Below are 17,341 nucleotides of genomic sequence, written 5' to 3' on the forward strand. Positions count from 1 at the left end.
TCATCTAGATAGGCTTTCGGTCTTTTCTTAAAAAGTTGAAAGGTTAGTGTGCAGCGTTAACTTGGCTGGTTATGTACTCGTCAAGAGCGCTGGCTTGCTCTGGTGTAAACTCAAGTCCAAGCTTGGTGCGACGCCATAATACGTCTTCTGCGGTACGCGCCCATTCGTGGTTGATCAAATAGTCGACCTCCACTTGAAACAGTTGATTGCCAAAATGCTGGCCAAGATCGCTTTCGGTGTTGGCCTTGTTTAGCAAGGTGTGAGTCAGTGTGCCGTAGCTGTTCGCAAAACGGCGAGCAAGCTGAGCGCCAATAAAGGGGTAGTCTTTTTGTAACTTCATTGAAAACGCGTCCAGCGGCATACCTAAATCGCCACCCGGTAGCGGTTTGCTGTGCGTCCACTCACCCCCAAGTTTATCAAAATAAGGGGCGAGTTTTGTCATTGCAGAAAGCGCAAGTTTTCGATAAGTCGTTATCTTGCCGCCAAAAATACTCAATAAAGGTGCGTGTTGGTTTTGGTCATCAAGGTGTAATGTGTAATCACGAGTGACGGCAGATGGGTCAGATGATTCGTCTTCTAAAAGTGGGCGAACACCGGAATAGCTCCAAACCACATCGGCTGGCGTCAGTGTCTTTTTGAAATGATCATTGGCCACTTTTAATATGTACTGTGTTTCGTCTTCCGAAATCGCAACGTCATTTGGGTTGCCTTTGTACTCCACATCAGTGGTGCCCAATAAGGTGTAATGCTCACGATAGGGAATAGCAAACACAATGCGTTTGTCGGTGTTTTGCATGATGAAAGCGTTTGAATGTTGGTACAGTTTAGGTACCACAATATGACTGCCTTTGATCATTCGAATGCCATAAGGGGCTTTCTGTTCTAGTTTTGTTTCAATAAATGAAGACACCCATGGACCGGCTGCGTTCACTAACGCTTTTGCCGTGATGTCTAGGATTTCGTTTGTGGTTTGGTCTTCCAGTTGAATGTGCCACTGATTATCAACGCGTTTTGCAGAAATACAGCGTGTTCTGGCAAAAATAGACGTGCCATTTTGTTGTGCGCTCAATGCATTGGTTACGACCAAGCGAGCATCATCAACCCAGCAATCTGAGTATTCGAAACCTTGTTTGATGTCGTCTTTTAGTGGGCTGTCTGCGCCATATTTCACGCCTTTTGAGCCTAAGAGCGTTTCGCGCTTGCCTAGGTTATCGTACAAAAATAAACCGATGCGGATCAGCCAGGCTGGGCGCAAATGCGGTCTGTGTGGCATTTGAAAGCGCATCGGTGTGACAAGGTGGGGAGCGACTTTGAGTAGCACTTCTCGTTCTGTTAGCGCTTCTTTCACCAAGCGAAATTCGTAATGTTCAAGGTAGCGCAGTCCACCGTGAATCAACTTGCTGCTGGAGGAGGACGTTGCGTGTGCCAAATCTCCCATTTCACATAGGCCAACATTCAAGCCTCTTCCTGCTGCGTCTGCTGCGATTCCTGTGCCGTTAATGCCGCCACCAACAACAAATAGGTCAAAATGGGAGTGATTCATGCAAAGCCTCACGGTTAAAAAACGAATTTACATGTTCGAAAGTGAACATTTGTTTTCGATATTAAACCTCTATTGTGCTCATGACAATACGGCTTTGTGAAGTTTTGGTGAATATTTGATCTTATTGCATCGGGTGAGGAGGGTGTTATGCGTATAAAATATACGCGATTTCTGCGCCCAAGGGTTACTTGGGCGAGCAGAGTTCTAAGCGAACTTTGTGTTCCTTCATGAGTTTTATGATGGCTTTAGGGGGCTGCTCATCTGTGAAGATTCGATCGACTTGAGTAATGTTACCCAGTCTAACCACTGCATTGCGGCCAAATTTTGCGCTGTCCGCTGCAAGGAAAACCGTACGTGAATTGTTGATGATGCTTTGTGCGACACGTACTTCTTGATAGTCGTAATCCAGTAACGAACCGTCATTTGGGTCTATGCCGCTGATGCCAATGATCCCGAAATCAACTCGAAATTGGTTGATGAAATCAATGGTTGCTTCACCCATGACGCCGCCGTCTCGCGAGCGAACGGTGCCGCCAGCAATGATTACCGTAAAGTCTTCTTTTCCGCTTAAGATCGCGGCAACATTGAGGTTGTTGGTGATGACCTGTAAGCCTTGGTGGTTCAATAATGCGCGTGCAACGGTTTCTGTGGTCGTGCCAATGTTAATGAATAGTGAGGCGTGATTCGGGATTTCAGCGGCAATGCGTTGAGCTATTTGCTCCTTCGCTGGCAGCTGTAAAATTTGTCGAGTGGCGTAGGCGACGTTGGTTGTGCTGGAGTCATAACTTGCTCCGCCATGGTGGCGACGTATCTGGTCGGCCTTTGCCAATTCATTGATGTCGCGGCGGATGGTTTGTGGCGTCACAGAAAATTGGCTCGCCAGCTCATCGATGGTGACATACCCTTTTTCTTTTACTATGGCGACAATATTGTCTTGGCGAGATAGCTGTCCCATGTTGTTTTCTTCTCCTGGTAAAAGACATTACTTGTTAAACGAGACTTGCTAAAAGAGTGTGCATTGGTTTTTAATAGAGAATATTCGTATTTGAATATTCATGTTCAAAAAACAAAACAACAATTAAGTCGCTTATTCTTGAGTGACTGTGATTTCAAAGAGAATTCACCATGACCCATTATATTCTTGCTATTGATCAAGGCACCACTAGTTCTCGGGCTATTTTATTCGATGAAAAAGGCGCGCGAGTCGGCCAATCTCAGCAAGAGTTCCCACAGATATTTCCCGATGACGGTTGGGTGGAACACGACCCTGAAGACATCTGGTCATCTACTTTAGCTGTCTGTCAGTCTGTTCTCAAGGATACAGGGATCGATTCTCAAGCGATAGCAACCATCGGCATCACCAATCAGCGTGAAACCACGATTCTATGGGATACGGAGACGGGGAAACCGGTTTATAACGCCATTGTATGGCAAGACCGACGTACCAGTGGTTTTTGCCAATCGTTAAGCAATCAAGGTTTGGGTGTCAAAGTTCAAGAAAAAACCGGCTTGTTGATAGATCCCTATTTTTCGGCGACGAAAATTCGTTGGATATTAGACAATGTGGAAGGCGCTCGTGAAAAAGCGCAAGCAGGTCGTTTGGCATTTGGTACGGTGGACAGTTTTTTGCTGTGGCGTTTAACGAATGGCAAATCACACAAAACCGATGCGACTAATGCAGCTCGAACAATGGCGTTCAATATACACACTCAAGAATGGGATGCAGAGCTAATCGAGTTGCTTGGTATAGGGGATGTTTTATTCCCTGAAGTCATGGATTGCAGTGCGGATTTTGGTGTGATTGACGCGAGTTGGTTGGGTGCTGAGATCCCTGTTAATGGTATTGCGGGCGATCAGCAAGCGGCTTTGATTGGGCAAGCCTGTTTTACTCCCGGTATGGTGAAAAGTACCTACGGAACAGGTTGCTTCATGATTCTGAACACGGGTGACAGTGCCATTCATTCGGAACATAAGTTGCTGACGACAGTAGGGTATCGCTTAAATGGACAGGTCACCTATGCACTTGAAGGCAGTATTTTTGTCGCGGGCGCGGCGATTCAATGGCTGCGTGATGGATTGAAGCTATTTTCGGATGCAAAGGAAACTCAAAGCCTTGCCAAGCAAGCTCTTAACGACGATTCCGTGTATTTGGTGCCGGCGTTTACGGGGTTGGGCGCACCCTATTGGGATCCGGATGCGCGTGGTGCCATGATAGGCTTAACGCGCGATACCAGCGTATCCGATATCGTCAGCGCGGGGCTGCGTTCGGTTTGTTATCAAACCCGAGACTTGGTTGGTGCGATGGCACAAGATGGCGCAACCTTCAGCTCTTTGCGCGTTGATGGCGGCATGGTGATTAACGATGTAATGGTGCAATTCCTTAGTGACTTATTGGAAATTACGGTTGAACGTCCTTGTGTGACTGAAACAACCGCATTAGGCGCTGCCTTTTTGGCTGGGCTGCGTGTGGGGCTTTATGATTCATTGGAGGATATTGAGGCATTGTGGAAGGCGGATAAGAGTTTTGAGCCAACCATGGAAAAAGGTACGGGGGATAAGTTGTATCAAGGTTGGCAAAAAGCAGTTGATCGGGTGCGAACCCGAGAATAAGTTTTTACGATTTGATACATGCTTTGGCTTGTACGAACAGTCAAATATGGCTAACTTTAACCAAGGATATCTTTTTATAAAGGGTTTAGAGAATGTCAAAACAGTTTGCCGAAGTACAACAAGACGATTTTATGAAGTTTGGTGGGGAGCGACCAAGCTATTTAGAAATTGAAGATGCATTAATGAAGCTAGGCGGACATGGTGTCGGTGGCAACAATTTCAAAAATGAGATGGTGAAATTGGCAGGTTGGACGGGCGGTGCGTTGACGACATACGCACAGCGAGCGGCTGTGGCTCAGGCTGCGTTCAATCGCATTCGTGAAGTATTGCCAAAAGCGTCTTCTGCGGAAGAGCTAAGAGCGATCTTGAAAAGCTTGAAGTAGATGTTCTAGCGCATTTAGCGATTGAAAAATAAAGGGGGAGTGGCGCTGAATCACTCCCCCTTTATTTTTGTCCGTGTTTTCGCGGCATCCATCTTTTGGGCTGCCGTCTTTACTCGGCGTCTGCGATGGCTTTCATGCCATATTCTTCATCTAAGATACGACCAATGACGTTGTTGCCTGCCAGATGGTGAGCGTATTGCATGTGAAGGCAACGAACTTGGTCCCAGTTGGCTATGCCACCGATCCCCAGTTTATCAAATAAAGGCTTAAAGCCTTTTTCTTCTATTATCGCTTTGTGTTCATCACTCATTACTTCCCAGCGTCTAGCAATGTAGTCACGGTGTGACGCATGGTGTGCTTCTCTGAGCGTTTCATCTTCTTTTATGCGTTGTTCTAGTTCTTTTACGACACCTTGGCTTTCGATTTTTGCCAATGCTTTGTCGATGGCTTTACTGGACAGCCAGTAGAGCGTTGGGAAAGGTTGTTCAAATACCCAAGTTTCCATTTCTAATACTTGAGGAATGCCATTTGGCGAGTAGTGCGCGATGGCGCTGATGCCGCTAGGCGTGCGCCCAAGTTGGGCCGTGATGATATCAATATCATGCTGAGAAAGAGTGGTCATAATGTCTTATTGAGTTGTGTCTTCTTGGCGGAAGAATTAAATAGTAAACGCAGGAAAGCTTGCGGCGAATTTCTGAATCCACTCTGCGGCGGCTTCATTGTAATTGAGTCGTCGCCCTTGGACTTTTGCTTGGCGTCGATAATGTTCTATCTGAGAAAGCTGCTCGATCATGCGAACGCAGTAGCACTCTTCCTTGGTCGGAAATTCGATGGCAATGTGGTAGCCGTCGTCTTCTTTGTTGCACCACGCTACACGGCCAGAGACGCAAAAATTTGGGTCAATCTCTTCCAATGTAATTCTTACAGATCGTCCATTATCAAACGGACGAAGGGCAACATATGTGATACCGACAAACCCAACTCTTTCTTCGTTCATTGGAGGAAAGGGTTGATCTTCAATTAGCGTAATGTCTAAAGGAAGGTCTCTCGGATGTGCAACAAATTCCATCGCAACAAGCCAGCTACTGTTTCAGATATTTATGTTATCGGCCAAGGAGGCAGAGTGTTTAAAAAAGAATGCGAATTGTACGCTTTTTGCTCTGTCTGTACAGATGAATTTTAAGATGTGTTAGAGCAAAAACATAACTTTTACTTATATATGAGATCGCCCCGTATCCAGCACTCTGTCTGGGGTTGTCTCATATGTATCATTCACTTTGGTCAGCTTACTAGCTGTTGGCAAAGTTTGCCTAATTCTTTTAGTGCAGCGTCTGTTTTATTGTCCCAGATTAGGGCGTAATTTAACCTGAAATGATGGTTAAATTGTGCTGTTAAGCTGAATGCTAGGCCGGGTAAGAATCCAATGTTTTTCTCAAGCGCCTGAGCATGTAATGTCATTGCATTTACCGTGCCGGGTAAAGTGACCCACAGCAAAAAACCCCCTTTCGGCTGTGACGTGGTGGTCCCTAATGGGAAATGCTCAGCGATCAGTGCTTGGCATCGCGCGAGGTTGTCTTGGTACGTTTGTCTTGTTTTTCGTAAGTGTCGGTCGTAAGCGCCATTCTCGAGGAAATTGGCGATCGCTGTTTGAGTTAAGGTAGGAATGGCTAAAGATTGAACGTAGGCATAATGTTCTATTTTTGCCTGAAAAGGCCCGCCCACAACCCAGCCAATTCGAAATCCCGGGGCGATGCTTTTTGAGAAGGAGCTGCAATAAATCACAGTATTGTGCGTGTCGTCCGCTTTTAATGAGCGTTCACGTTTGTCTTTGTAGCTAAGCTCGCCGTACACATCGTCTTCAATCAAGGTGAAGCCAAAGGTCACGGATTGTTTAATGAGCCGTTTTCTGGCTTGGTAATTTAAGGTTGCCCCAATGGGGTTTTGATTATTGGGAGTGACGATGCAGGCTTTTATGTCCCACTCTTCTGCCGCCTCTTCTAACAGGTCTAGGTTAATACCGGTTTCTGTACAGCAGGGGATTTCTACCGCTTTCAAGTTCAATACTTCTATGACTTGCAAAACGCCGTGATAAGCAGGGCTTTCGATGGCAATGGTGTCGCCGGCTTTGGCAACGGCTTGCAGCGACAGCATGAGGGCGTTTTGGCAACCAAGGGTAATGGTGATGTCGTCGGGTTGCAGTTGGCAGCCATTGTCTAGCATGCGAATCGCAATTTGGCGACGCAAACTCAATGAACCGGGGGTAAATTCGTAAGCGGCACATATCTCAGGTTCTAGGCGCATTAAACGGCCTACGGAGCGTTGTAGTTGTCTGATGGGAAGGAATTGGCTTTTGGGAATGGCCGCCCCAAATTGAATGATGTCGTTATTTTGCGAGGCGTGCAGCAAGCGGCGCAATAAAGTATGTATGGTGCCGTCGTTCTGAGTCGGTGCAATTTTTGCAGGGTCAGAAGGTTGTAGCCGATGCTCTTGAACAAAGTAGCCTTTTTGTGGGCGTGCTTTGATGGCGCCTCTGTCCTCTAATAAGCTGTAAGCTTGCAGAACCGTGGCAACACTGACTTCCATTTGTTTGCTGGATTTGCGAACCGATGGGATTTTGGAGCCTGGTAAAAAAATACCTTCCTGAATTTGTTGTTCAATCAGGTTGGCGATTTTTTCGTAGAGAGGGAGTTCCATAAGGTGCGAGTCAGTTTCAGAAGAAAGAAAGGCTAATTTATCAGATCGCAAGGGTGAATGAAATCTATGTGACTGGACGACTGTTGGCGTGGATGGGGCGGTTTTTTGAGTAATCGGACGTTTCTGGGGCGTTCTTAATCGTAAGTAAAATGTTATGGTATTCCTGTATCATTGGTCAGGTATAGAAAAAGAGTGGGTGTCTAGAGTAGGCGCATGATAAATGTGAAGCAGATGTTAATGTAGAGGTCGATTATGTCGTTGTCCGTCATCCAAAGAATTTTATTTGGCTTTGGTGTTTTGTTACTGCTTTTGTTGATGATTGCTGCATCCGGATTTGTGGGCATCAACAAAATTGAGGACAGGTTAAACGTGGTCACTGGGAAGGTCGCCACTATCTCGTCTACCAGTACCGCGTTAAAAGAAGATTTGAGCTTGGCGAATGCGTCGGTATTGCAGTATTTGTTAAGTAAGTCCCCCGATGCCTTAGAAGAATTGTCCGGTCGTTTTTTGAACTATAAACAAGAGTTTGATGATGTCTCGAATCAGTTGTCTGTGCAGCTGCAGGGGCTACCAGAGATGAGCCAAGCGTTAAGCCGAATAAACGATGAAGTGGGACGCTTTTTTAATTACACCGATGTGGCCTTTTCTAACCACAAAACCATGTTAGAGCTTCAGGCGATGGTGCCGGATGAAAAGCTGGATTTAAAAGACGCCATTACTTTTGCCGCGGAAGACTTGGGCATATTAGTCACCGACGGTGATACGTCAGAAATTCAGTTTGCGGCTTCCTATATGCACAGCCAAGTCGAAAGCCTACAAGTGTCAGTAAATGATTACTTTGATGTGCGTAGCTTGGAAAAGATGCAGGACCTTCGTGACAGCATGGCGTCCATTATTACGAGCTTAAAAGACAAGCAGTCTTATGTGAACGACGACAATATCAATGATTTGGTCAGCGAAATTGAAAACAGTGTTGTGTCAGACGATGGTGTGGTCGCGAAGCAATATGAAAACACCCGTCTTTTACAGGAGTCTGAAGTACTGGCCAAAGAACTGTCTGAAAGTATGGCCAGTGTGACTACATCGGTACAAGAGTTGTTGTCTGAAGCTTCATTAATGGGGGTAAAGGCGAAAAAAGAAGCCAGCGATGCGGCGGATTTGTCGACTCTTATTATTGAAGTGGTGCTGGTGGTTTCTATTATCATAGCGGTGTTGGTGGCGCTTTGGGTGAGTCGTAGTATTCGACAGCCGCTAAAAGAAGTGATGTCTGTATTGGGTAAAATTGCGGATGGGGATTTCACTCAACGAAGTGCTGTAAAAACCAAGGATGAGTTTGGAGAACTGTCTAATTGGGTCAATGACCTAGTTACTAAGCTGCAAACCGTGATGTCAGAAATCGATCAGGCTTCCAATAAAGTGGCCGCTTCCGCGGGGAGTAATGTGCGTTTGGCCAGCGATTCTAAGCGACTAATGGCCGCGCAAAATGAAAGAACCACAGAAGTTGCGTCTTCGATGTCGGAAATGGTGTCAACCGTTGATCAAGTAGCGAAAAGCTCGGAAGTGATTTTGCATCAGATTCAGTCTGTTGATCAACGAGCAAGTGAAAACCGTGAACAAATGGACGCGAACATTCACAAAATTGAGCAATTGCTAGAGCAAATTGAAGCCTCAACAGTGGTAGTAAATCAGCTGGACGAGCATTCGAAAAGCATCGATCGTATTCTGGACGTGATTCAGGACATTGCTGAACAAACCAACCTACTTGCATTGAACGCAGCAATCGAAGCGGCGCGAGCGGGTGAGCAAGGTCGTGGTTTTGCGGTAGTGGCAGACGAAGTACGTACTCTGGCGACGAGAACTCACAGTTCTACAGAAGAGATTCAACATGTCATTGTGCAGTTGCAACAAGGCGTGACAAAAACGGTGGGAAGTATGGAGGTGAGCAGACAAAGTGCCACTTCCAGCGCGGAAGAGGCGCGCGTTGTTGGCTTGTCTTTGGTCGAGCTGCAAAACAGCATGGCGGAAATCCGAGACCTGAGTACACAGATAGCAACGGCTGCAGAAGAACAATCAGCGGTAGCGCAAGAAATTAAGCAAAATGTTCTCGAAATATCTGAAATGTCGGAACAGGCTGCGTTGGGGTCTGACCAAAGTGAGAAAGACAGCGAAGGTTTGTCAAAATTAGCGTCTCACCAGAAGCAGTTACTTAGTCAATTTAAGATTGTTTGATGGTTTTTCTAACTTGGGTTGCGTTACTATGAGTGCAACTTAATTCTCAGGAGATATTGTCTATGTCGATTCTTGTTGGTGATATGTTGCCCCATGGTACGTTTCAAGTCATGGGGGAAGAAGGACCAGAGACTGTCGATGTTACTGAATTTTTTGCAGGGAAAACGGTGCTGATGTTCGCCGTTCCTGGGGCTTTCACGCCGACGTGCAGTGCCAGTCATTTACCTGGTTTTGTGGTGCATTTTGATGCTTTGAAAGAAAAAGGAATAGACGACATTGTCTGTCTTTCTGTGAATGACGTGTTCGTCATGAACGCGTGGGACAAGGCAAATAATGCCGAAAACCTAGTGATGGCAGCTGATGGTTTGGCCGAGTTTACGTGTTCAATGGGGTTAGAGTTGGACATTTCTGCTGCCAAAATGGGTATTCGTAGCCGTCGATATGCCATGTTGGTAACTAACGGTATTGTTCAGCAACTTTGGTTGGACGAGCCGGGCGAATACAAAGTCAGCTCTGCGGAATACGTATTGTCTCAGCTATAAAATTTTTTTACAGGGCCTAAAAAAAACGACGCACTTGGCGTCGTTTTTTTGTCTAGTACAGTTCAACCGATTGTTTTGACATGGTGTGGTGTTAATAACCAAATAAGGTCGGCAAGAAAGTGACCGTACTTGGTACAAAGGTAATTAAGATCAAAACCGCAAGCTCTACTAAAAAGAGTGGCATGATTTGCTTAGAAATGGCCGCGATGCCAACATTGGCAATCGAGTTGGATACGAACAAACAAATCCCCATAGGTGGTGTCACCAAACCAATCATTAGGTTGAAAATAACCACAATACCAAAGTGCACCGGATCAATGCCAAGGCTCATCGCAATAGGATGAAGGATCGGCAATAAGATCAACATGGCAGCGATCCCTTCTAAGAACAGCCCAACCACCAGCAAAATAACGTTCACAAGAATCAAGAACATCCAAGGGCTGGATACTTGTTCTAGTACCAATTGGCTAACGGTTTGAGGCACGCGTGAGAAGGTCAGTAGCCAGTTCGCCGCCGCCACTACCCCAATGACGATCAAAATAACAGAAGAGTCGCGCATGGCTCGAATGAAAATACGCGGCAAGCTCGATAGCTTGAGGCTTTTCAGAATAAAAATGCCGGCAAGCAAAGCATACGCCGCCGCAAATGCCGCGGCTTCGGTTGGTGTCACGATGCCCGTCAGGATTGAACCCACGATGAAGATCGGCATGAAAAGCGGAATCCATGCATCAACAAAGGCTTTCCAGCGCTCTTTCATAGAAAGTTTTGCTTTGATTGGCGCGTAATGTCCTGCGAAGAAATAGACATAAATCGACAAACCAATCGCGAGGAACAGTCCTGGTGTAACCCCCGCAAGGAACAGGGCCGGTACGGAAACGCCAGTGGTGATCAAAGCATAAATGATGACGGGAATGCTGGGTGGAATCATCGGGCCAATAACGGACGACGCGGCGGTTAATGCTGCCGCGAAGGCGCGAGGGTAACCCTCTTTTTCCATCGTGGGGATGAACACGCGGCCAAGTGCTGATGTGTTTGCTACGGCAGAGCCAGATAGTCCAGCAAAAATCACCGACGCCCAAATGTTGACGTGCGCTAGACCCGCTTTCATGTGACCCACTAATGCGTTTGCGAAATTGATGATGCGGCTGGTAATGCCGCTTTCATTCATGAGCTCGCCCGCCAAGACGAACAATGGGATGGCTAGAATAGAAAACGAATCCAATCCGCTAAAAATACGTTGTGCGACAAGGCTGACGTTGAATGGCAGCGTATAAACGTGTCCAACAGCGGCCAATAAGATGGCAAAGGCAATTGGGCTACCAATCACCAAAAGAACAATAAGAATTCCAAAACCTAGCATGATTATTGTCCCTTCTCTAATGTGGGAGACTGAAAGTATTCAACAAGTCGAATGGCGGCCGCGACGGTAAGGCAAACTCCTCCAATGACCATAGCAACTTGGAAGTAGTACATTTGAATGCCAGTGCCTGGTGCTTGGATCGCACCACGTTTCATCATGAATAAGTAGCCTGAATAGGTAATGACAACGCCACTTACAAGGGCGATAAGGTCAGAAACAAAATGCAGAAGATGGCGGATTTTTTCCGGCACCATGTCTTCTAAAAATGTAAATCGAATGTGAAGCCCTTCTAAATAACACAATGCCATACCAAACATGGTGCCGTAGATCATGGCGTACTTGGCGACTTCTTCGCTCCATTGAATCGGCGAATTTAATAAATAGCGGCTAAGGCTACTGACTAATACGACGGCAAAGATAACGAATAGGGAAGTGCCGGTGAGAATTGCGAGAGTTTTTTTATAGAAGCGCTTCATGGTGAGCTTTCCGGGTTGTGACAAAGGGAAGAGAACCGAACACTTCTAATGACGCGTTCGGTTCTCTGATTTCAATGAGCGTTATTTGTTGGAGTTACTCACTACTTTTACAGACATTTGAGCACGTTCGATCCATTCCGGTTGAACTTCACCTTTCAACCAGTTGATCACCGCTGGCTGAGCGGCATCGCGGAACTTCGTCATTTGCTCTGGTGTCGGTGTGGTAATCTGCATGCCGTTTTCTGCCAGCGATTTTAAGCCTTTTGCAGAGTTGAATTGCTGGATGGCACGACCCATGGTACCAGCCACTTTGGCAGCACGGTTAATGATCGCTTTATCTTCATCGCTAAGAGACTGGTAAACGTCTTCGTTTATCAACAAAAAGTCTGTTCCGTACACGTGTCCATCTAAGGTTAGGTATTTTTGGAACTCATAAAACTTGTTCGCTTCGATTACGCTGACAGGGTTTTCTTGACCATCAACAACACCCGTTGTGAGCGCAGAGGGTACTTCAGGCCATGCGATTGGGGTTGGCTCTGCGCCCATTGCTTTGACCATTTCAACGTATAAAGGCAGAGTTTGAACGCGAATTTTCAGGCCGCTCATGTCTTTGGGTTCTGCAACAGGGCGTTTAGAGTTGGTGAAGTTACGGAAGCCTGTTTCGCCGTAAGCCAGCGTACGTAATCCACTTGCTTGCAAACAATGCTCAGATAGGGCCTTACCAAATTCGCCATCGAGCACTTCCCATGCGACTGGCGCTGATGGGAATAAATAAGGGATTTCTAAAACGGACGCTTCTTTACACACTTTCGCAAACGCACCAGACACCATCGCCATGCTTAGCGTGCCTTCTTGTGCGGATTGAACCAGATCTGTCTCGCCGCCAAGTTGGCCTGATGGGTATACATTTACTTCAATACGGCCGCCGGATTCTGCTTCAACCAGGTTTTTAAATACCTCGGTAGCGGCGCCTTTTTTTGAGGTGCTCCAGTCTTGGGGATCTACATGGCCAATGGTTAGCGTTAAATCCGCTGCGCTAACGCTGCTTACAGCGCCTGCTGCAAGTAAACCAAGTGTCAGTTTTTTTGTTAATTTCATCTTTGCATCTCCAAGCTCGGGACGTTCCCGATCATTTTATTTTTGTATTTCTACACTATAGTTAACTATAGGCAGGTGGTTCAGAATTCGCCATTTGTATCATAAGCCTAATAATATAGGATCATTTTGAAAATACCCTATATTTTTTCGATTAGGATCAACAATGCCCGAATCCAGCTTGCGTTTAGATTAGTGTTTTCATGTGTTTCAGAAAGCTTAGCTTTCGGCTTTGTTTTGTTATCAAAGCATTACCAAAATGTAGCAATTATTGTGATTTTAGAAATGAATTTTTTATGTCTCACGTATATCGAAAAAGGAATATAAAAAAATAATTCTACTGGTTTTTTTTTAAAAAAGTCATAAAAATCAATGTTTTTTTTGTGCTTTTTGTCTGAAGTGGAAGCCTGTTTTTTGTGAGAAATTTAAATTAAATGTCTTAAGTGAGTAAATTCAGAACCTGTGTTAAAAAGTGGCTATCTCAAAATGCAATACCCTTTCGGTTAAATTGAAATAGCCAAAATGTCTCAGCATAAGAATACTCTTTGCAGATTTTATGAAATGACGGTGTAAACCTAGAAGACATTAAGGCGTATCGCGTCACTGCCAGCCTTTCTGTATCACCGTGATTGTTACCTTAAATAAGAATAGAGAGCAGTAACATGATTATAGATTGCCATGGACATTATACGACCACTCCACCAGGTGTGGGTGAATACCGCGATAATCAAAAAGCACAAGTTGCTAAAGACCCTGCGTTTGTAGGTGAAAAAGGTAACGTTGTTGTTTCCGATGATGAAATCCGCGACAGTATTATCAACAACCAGCTTCGTTTGCAGCAAGAGCGTGGCACGGATTTAACCATATTCTCTCCTCGCGCTAGCTGGATGGGCCATCACATTGGCAATGAATACACGAGCCAATACTGGACTGAGCACCAAAACGACTTGATCCGTCGAGTGTGTGATCTTTTCCCTGAAAACTTTGCTCCTGTTGCGCAATTACCACAATCGCCTGGTGTTGATCCTGCTAAATCGGTTGGTGAAATCGTACGTACAGTCGAAGAAATGGGCTTTATTGGTATCAACTTGAACCCTGATCCAAGTGGCGGTTATTGGCAAGATAAGTCTTTGGCCGACCGTTCTTTTTACCCTATCTATGAAAAAATGTGTGAGTACGATATTCCTGCCATGATCCATGTAAGTGCGGCTTGCAATGATTGTTTCCATACTACAGGTTCTCATTACTTAGGCGCGGACACCACTGGCTTTCAACAGCTAATGATGTCTGACGTGTTCAAAGATTTCCCTGAATTAAAAATCATCATCCCTCATGGTGGCGGTGCGGTTCCTTATCACTGGGGACGTTTCCGCGGTATGGCGCAAGATCAAGGTTTTGACCTGGCTGAGCGCGTGTTGAATAACATCTACTTTGATACCTGTGTTTACCATCAGCGTGGTATTGATCTTCTATTAGATATTATTCCAACGAAGAACATCTTGTTTGCTTCTGAAATGATTGGCGCAGTGCGTGGTATCGATCCAGAATCTGGTCATTATTTTGACGATACAAAACGTTATATCGATAACAACACCGTATTGTCTGCCGCGCAGAAACAAGAAATTTTTGAAGGCAATGCTCGTCGCGTCTTTTCAAGACTAAAAGCGTAAGGCTTTCGATTACAAGGGGATAAAACATCATGCGAAATAATGTAGTAGTACAAAATATTGAACGTGCAGACCAAGCGGTAATCGACGGTTTGGCGGAGTGCGGCGTAGCGACAATCCACGAGTCTCAAGGTCGCGTTGGTTTATTAGCGCATTACATGCGTCCGATTCAGATGGACAAAACCATTGCGGGTTCTGCAGTGACTATTTCTGGTGCCGCTGGCGATAACTGGATGATGCACGTAGCTATTGAGCAATGCAAAGCGGGTGACGTGATGGTGTTTGCTCCAACGTCTCCTTCTAATCATGGCTTCTTTGGTGACTTGCTTGCGACGTCTGCACAGTCTCGTGGCGTGGTGGGTCTGATCATCGAAGGCGGTGTTCGCGACACGCGTGATTTGCGTCAAATGAACTTCCCTGTGTGGTCAAAAGCGGTATTTGCAGAAGGTACGATTAAAGAAACCGTTGGTTCCGTTAACGTTCCTATGGTTTGCGCTGATGCCTTGGTGAACCCAGGTGACGTAATTGTGGCCGATGATGACGGTGTGGTTGTAGTGCGTCGTGAGAATGCTGCTGAAGTATTGGAATTGTCTCGTAAGCGTATGGCGAATGAAGAATCAAAACGCATACGTATGGCGAATGGTGAATTGGGCTTAGACATTTATGAAATGCGCCCACGCCTAAAAGAGAAAGGCTTAAAGTATGTCTAAACATTCAGGCGTTATAAAGAGTGCGCCTTGTATGTGGATGCGGGGTGGCACGTCAAAAGGTGCTTACTTCTTAGCCGCAGATTTACCGACTGATGTTGATGCTCGTGCGCAGTTTTTATTGCGCGTGATGGGCTCTCCTGATGAACGTCAAATCGACGGCATTGGTGGCACAGATCCATTGACGTCGAAAGTCGCCGTGGTGAAAAAATCGGAACGCGACGATGCCGATGTAGACTATTTGTTCTTGCAGGTGTTTGTTGATCAAGCGATTGTTACCGATGCGCAAAACTGCGGCAACATTTTAGCCGGCATTGCACCGTTTGCCATCGAACGTGGCTTGGTTGCGGCTCAGGAAGGCGAAACCTCTGTGCGTATCTTCATGGAAAATACAGGACAAATCGCGGTGGCTCGTGTGTTAGTAAAAGACGGCGAAGTGCAGTACGAAGGCGATGCTCGCATTGACGGCGTACCGGGCTTTTCAGCGCCAGTTCCCATTGTTTTCCAAGATACGGCGGGCTCCAGTTGCGGTGCTTTATTGCCAACAGGCAATGTGGTCGATGTGATTGATGGCGTGGAAGTGACGTGCATCGATAACGGCATGCCAGTGGTGATTATGCGCGCAGCGGACATGGGCATTACGGGGACAGAGACTCGTGAAGAGCTTGAAGCCAATGACGTATTGCGTGCGAAGCTAGAATCTATTCGCTTGCAAGTTGGCCCTATGATGAATTTGGGTGACGTGAAAGAAAAATCCGTTCCTAAGATGACCATGGTGAGCGCGGCGACCAACGGTGGCGCGATTTCCACTCGTACTTTTATTCCTCATCGCTGTCACGCTTCTATTGGCGTGTTGGGTGCGGTGAGTGTGGCGACTGCGGCGGTGCTGAAAGGGTCGCCTGCTAATGAAGTGGCTAACTACGAATCAAGCGCGCGTATGACATTAGATGTAGAGCATCCGATCGGCGCAATGACGGTTATTTTGGATCAAGAAGACAATGGCGATGTCGGCTCAGCGGCTATTTTACGCACTGCGAGAAAATTATTTGATGGGCAAGTGTTTGCTCATGGTAATGGTCTATAACGCTTTTTCTTATTGATGATAAAACGAATTATAAAAAAGGTATTTGAACATGATGGACAAAGATTATATTCCATTTCATTCGGCACCAAGTAAGCCAGAATTTAAAGCGCCAGCGGGCGCGATAGACGCGCATTGCCATGTTTTTGGTCCTGCCGATAAATTTCCTTACCATCCAAAACGCAAATACACGCCTTGCGATGCTTCGAAAGAGCAGTTGTTTGCGTTGCGTGACCATTTGGGTTTTTCTCGCAATGTTATCGTACAAGCCTCTTGTCACAGTACCGATAATTCCGCGTTGATTGATGCTTTGGAAACGGCGGGTGATTTGGCGCGTGGTGTTGCGTTTGTGGATGATTCTATTACTCACGAAGACATTGAAAAAATGCACGCTGTGGGCGTCCGCGGAGTGCGTTTTAACTTTGTGAAGCGTTTGGTAGACAGTACGCCAAAAGAAGTATTTTTCTCCATCGCAGACAAAATTCGCCCTTTCGGCTGGCACATTGTTGTGTATTTTGAAGCGGCCGATCTTGAGGAATTGATTCCTTTCTTGAAAGAGTTGAATACCACGATTGTGGTTGACCATATGGGGACGCCAAATGTTGCCAATGGCGTGGATCATCCTGACTTTAAACGCTTTGTTAACTTCATGGCGGACAACGATAATGTGTGGTGTAAAGTGAGTTGCCCTGAGCGTTTGACTCAGCATGCGCCAGATTATTCGGATGTGTATCCTTTTGCCCGTACTTTGGTTGAGCAGTTCTCTGATCGTGTATTGTGGGGAACCGATTGGCCGCACCCGAACATGAAAGTGGAAGCGCCAAACGATGGTCATCTTGTGGATGTAATTCCTCATATTGCGCCAACGAAAGAGTTGCAACAAGCGTTGTTGGTGGACAACCCAATGCGTCTGTATTGGGCATAAATCTAACGACATATAAAGCAGAGGCTACC

The 17,341-nt window shown here is 46.1% G+C and carries 16 protein-coding genes; 8 read left to right on the forward strand and 8 right to left on the reverse strand.

Going from position 1 to position 17,341, the window contains the following annotated elements:
* Positions 1-43: 43 nt before the first annotated feature.
* Both glpD and AABA11_RS02585 read right to left on the reverse strand, forming a co-directional pair.
* Entirely contained in the window at positions 44-1,543 is a 1,500-nt protein-coding gene (gene glpD, locus AABA11_RS02580) for a glycerol-3-phosphate dehydrogenase (RefSeq protein ID WP_338265091.1), read from the reverse strand.
* Positions 1,544-1,727: 184 nt separating this feature from the next.
* Positions 1,728-2,498, reverse strand: a complete 771-nt coding sequence (locus tag AABA11_RS02585) for a DeoR/GlpR family transcriptional regulator (RefSeq protein ID WP_265728663.1) — start codon at positions 2,496-2,498, stop codon at positions 1,728-1,730.
* 170 nt (positions 2,499-2,668) lie between these two features.
* Between AABA11_RS02585 and glpK the strand changes: the two genes are divergently transcribed.
* Together glpK and AABA11_RS02595 are read left to right on the forward strand one after the other, a co-directional pair.
* Positions 2,669-4,153 (forward strand): glycerol kinase GlpK, encoded by a 1,485-nt coding sequence (glpK, locus tag AABA11_RS02590; protein ID WP_338265094.1) that lies wholly within the window; start codon positions 2,669-2,671, stop codon positions 4,151-4,153.
* Positions 4,154-4,245: 92 nt separating this feature from the next.
* Positions 4,246-4,536, forward strand: a complete 291-nt coding sequence (locus AABA11_RS02595; RefSeq protein ID WP_265728665.1) for a hypothetical protein — start codon at positions 4,246-4,248, stop codon at positions 4,534-4,536.
* A gap of 109 nt (positions 4,537-4,645) precedes the next feature.
* Here AABA11_RS02595 and AABA11_RS02600 read toward each other — a convergent pair whose 3' ends face one another.
* The 3 genes from AABA11_RS02600 to AABA11_RS02610 form a co-directional block, all read right to left on the reverse strand.
* Positions 4,646-5,158 (reverse strand): DUF501 domain-containing protein, encoded by a 513-nt coding sequence (locus tag AABA11_RS02600; protein ID WP_338265097.1) that lies wholly within the window; start codon positions 5,156-5,158, stop codon positions 4,646-4,648.
* A gap of 36 nt (positions 5,159-5,194) precedes the next feature.
* Positions 5,195-5,605, reverse strand: a complete 411-nt coding sequence (locus AABA11_RS02605; RefSeq protein ID WP_265728666.1) for an energy transducer TonB — start codon at positions 5,603-5,605, stop codon at positions 5,195-5,197.
* A gap of 212 nt (positions 5,606-5,817) precedes the next feature.
* A complete protein-coding gene (locus AABA11_RS02610; protein WP_265728667.1) occupies positions 5,818-7,230 on the reverse strand; it encodes an aminotransferase-like domain-containing protein in 1,413 nt (470 codons plus the stop codon).
* A gap of 252 nt (positions 7,231-7,482) precedes the next feature.
* On the opposite strand from AABA11_RS02610, the gene AABA11_RS02615 reads away from it, so the two are divergent.
* Both AABA11_RS02615 and AABA11_RS02620 read left to right on the forward strand, forming a co-directional pair.
* Positions 7,483-9,459: a methyl-accepting chemotaxis protein gene (locus tag AABA11_RS02615; protein ID WP_338265102.1), complete on the forward strand. Its 1,977-nt coding sequence runs from the start codon at positions 7,483-7,485 to the stop codon at positions 9,457-9,459.
* Positions 9,460-9,521: 62 nt separating this feature from the next.
* Positions 9,522-10,001, forward strand: coding sequence for a peroxiredoxin (locus AABA11_RS02620; protein WP_265728669.1), 480 nt, complete (start codon positions 9,522-9,524; stop codon positions 9,999-10,001).
* A 91-nt stretch (positions 10,002-10,092) separates the two neighbouring features.
* Here the strand turns inward: AABA11_RS02620 and AABA11_RS02625 are convergent, their stop codons facing one another.
* The 3 genes from AABA11_RS02625 to AABA11_RS02635 all read right to left on the reverse strand — a co-directional run bounded on the left by AABA11_RS02625 (position 10,093) and on the right by AABA11_RS02635 (position 12,935).
* On the reverse strand, positions 10,093-11,361 hold the full coding sequence (locus AABA11_RS02625; RefSeq protein ID WP_338265105.1) for a TRAP transporter large permease: 1,269 nt from the start codon (positions 11,359-11,361) through the stop codon (positions 10,093-10,095).
* Between the two features lie 2 nt (positions 11,362-11,363).
* Positions 11,364-11,837, reverse strand: a complete 474-nt coding sequence (locus AABA11_RS02630; protein WP_338265107.1) for a TRAP transporter small permease — start codon at positions 11,835-11,837, stop codon at positions 11,364-11,366.
* 81 nt (positions 11,838-11,918) lie between these two features.
* Complete coding sequence (locus AABA11_RS02635; protein ID WP_338265109.1) at positions 11,919-12,935, reverse strand: DctP family TRAP transporter solute-binding subunit; 1,017 nt, start codon at positions 12,933-12,935, stop codon at positions 11,919-11,921.
* A 659-nt stretch (positions 12,936-13,594) separates the two neighbouring features.
* Here AABA11_RS02635 and AABA11_RS02640 point away from each other — a divergent pair.
* From AABA11_RS02640 to AABA11_RS02655, 4 genes are read left to right on the forward strand one after another with little or no spacing between them, the layout of a single operon-like run.
* Positions 13,595-14,602 carry an amidohydrolase family protein gene (locus AABA11_RS02640; RefSeq protein ID WP_265728673.1) on the forward strand — a complete coding sequence of 336 codons (1,008 nt, stop codon included), beginning with the start codon at positions 13,595-13,597 and terminating at the stop codon, positions 14,600-14,602.
* A gap of 29 nt (positions 14,603-14,631) precedes the next feature.
* Positions 14,632-15,309, forward strand: a complete 678-nt coding sequence (locus AABA11_RS02645) for a 4-carboxy-4-hydroxy-2-oxoadipate aldolase/oxaloacetate decarboxylase (protein WP_265728674.1) — start codon at positions 14,632-14,634, stop codon at positions 15,307-15,309.
* Positions 15,302-16,390, forward strand: coding sequence for a 4-oxalomesaconate tautomerase (locus tag AABA11_RS02650; protein ID WP_265728675.1), 1,089 nt, complete (start codon positions 15,302-15,304; stop codon positions 16,388-16,390). The genes AABA11_RS02645 and AABA11_RS02650 overlap by 8 nt, the downstream gene beginning before the upstream one ends.
* Positions 16,391-16,439: 49 nt before the next feature.
* Positions 16,440-17,312, forward strand: coding sequence for an amidohydrolase family protein (locus tag AABA11_RS02655; RefSeq protein ID WP_338265115.1), 873 nt, complete (start codon positions 16,440-16,442; stop codon positions 17,310-17,312).
* Positions 17,313-17,341 lie beyond the last annotated feature (29 nt).

Source organism: Marinomonas pontica, assembly GCF_036322735.1.
GTDB lineage: Bacteria > Pseudomonadota > Gammaproteobacteria > Pseudomonadales > Marinomonadaceae > Marinomonas > Marinomonas pontica.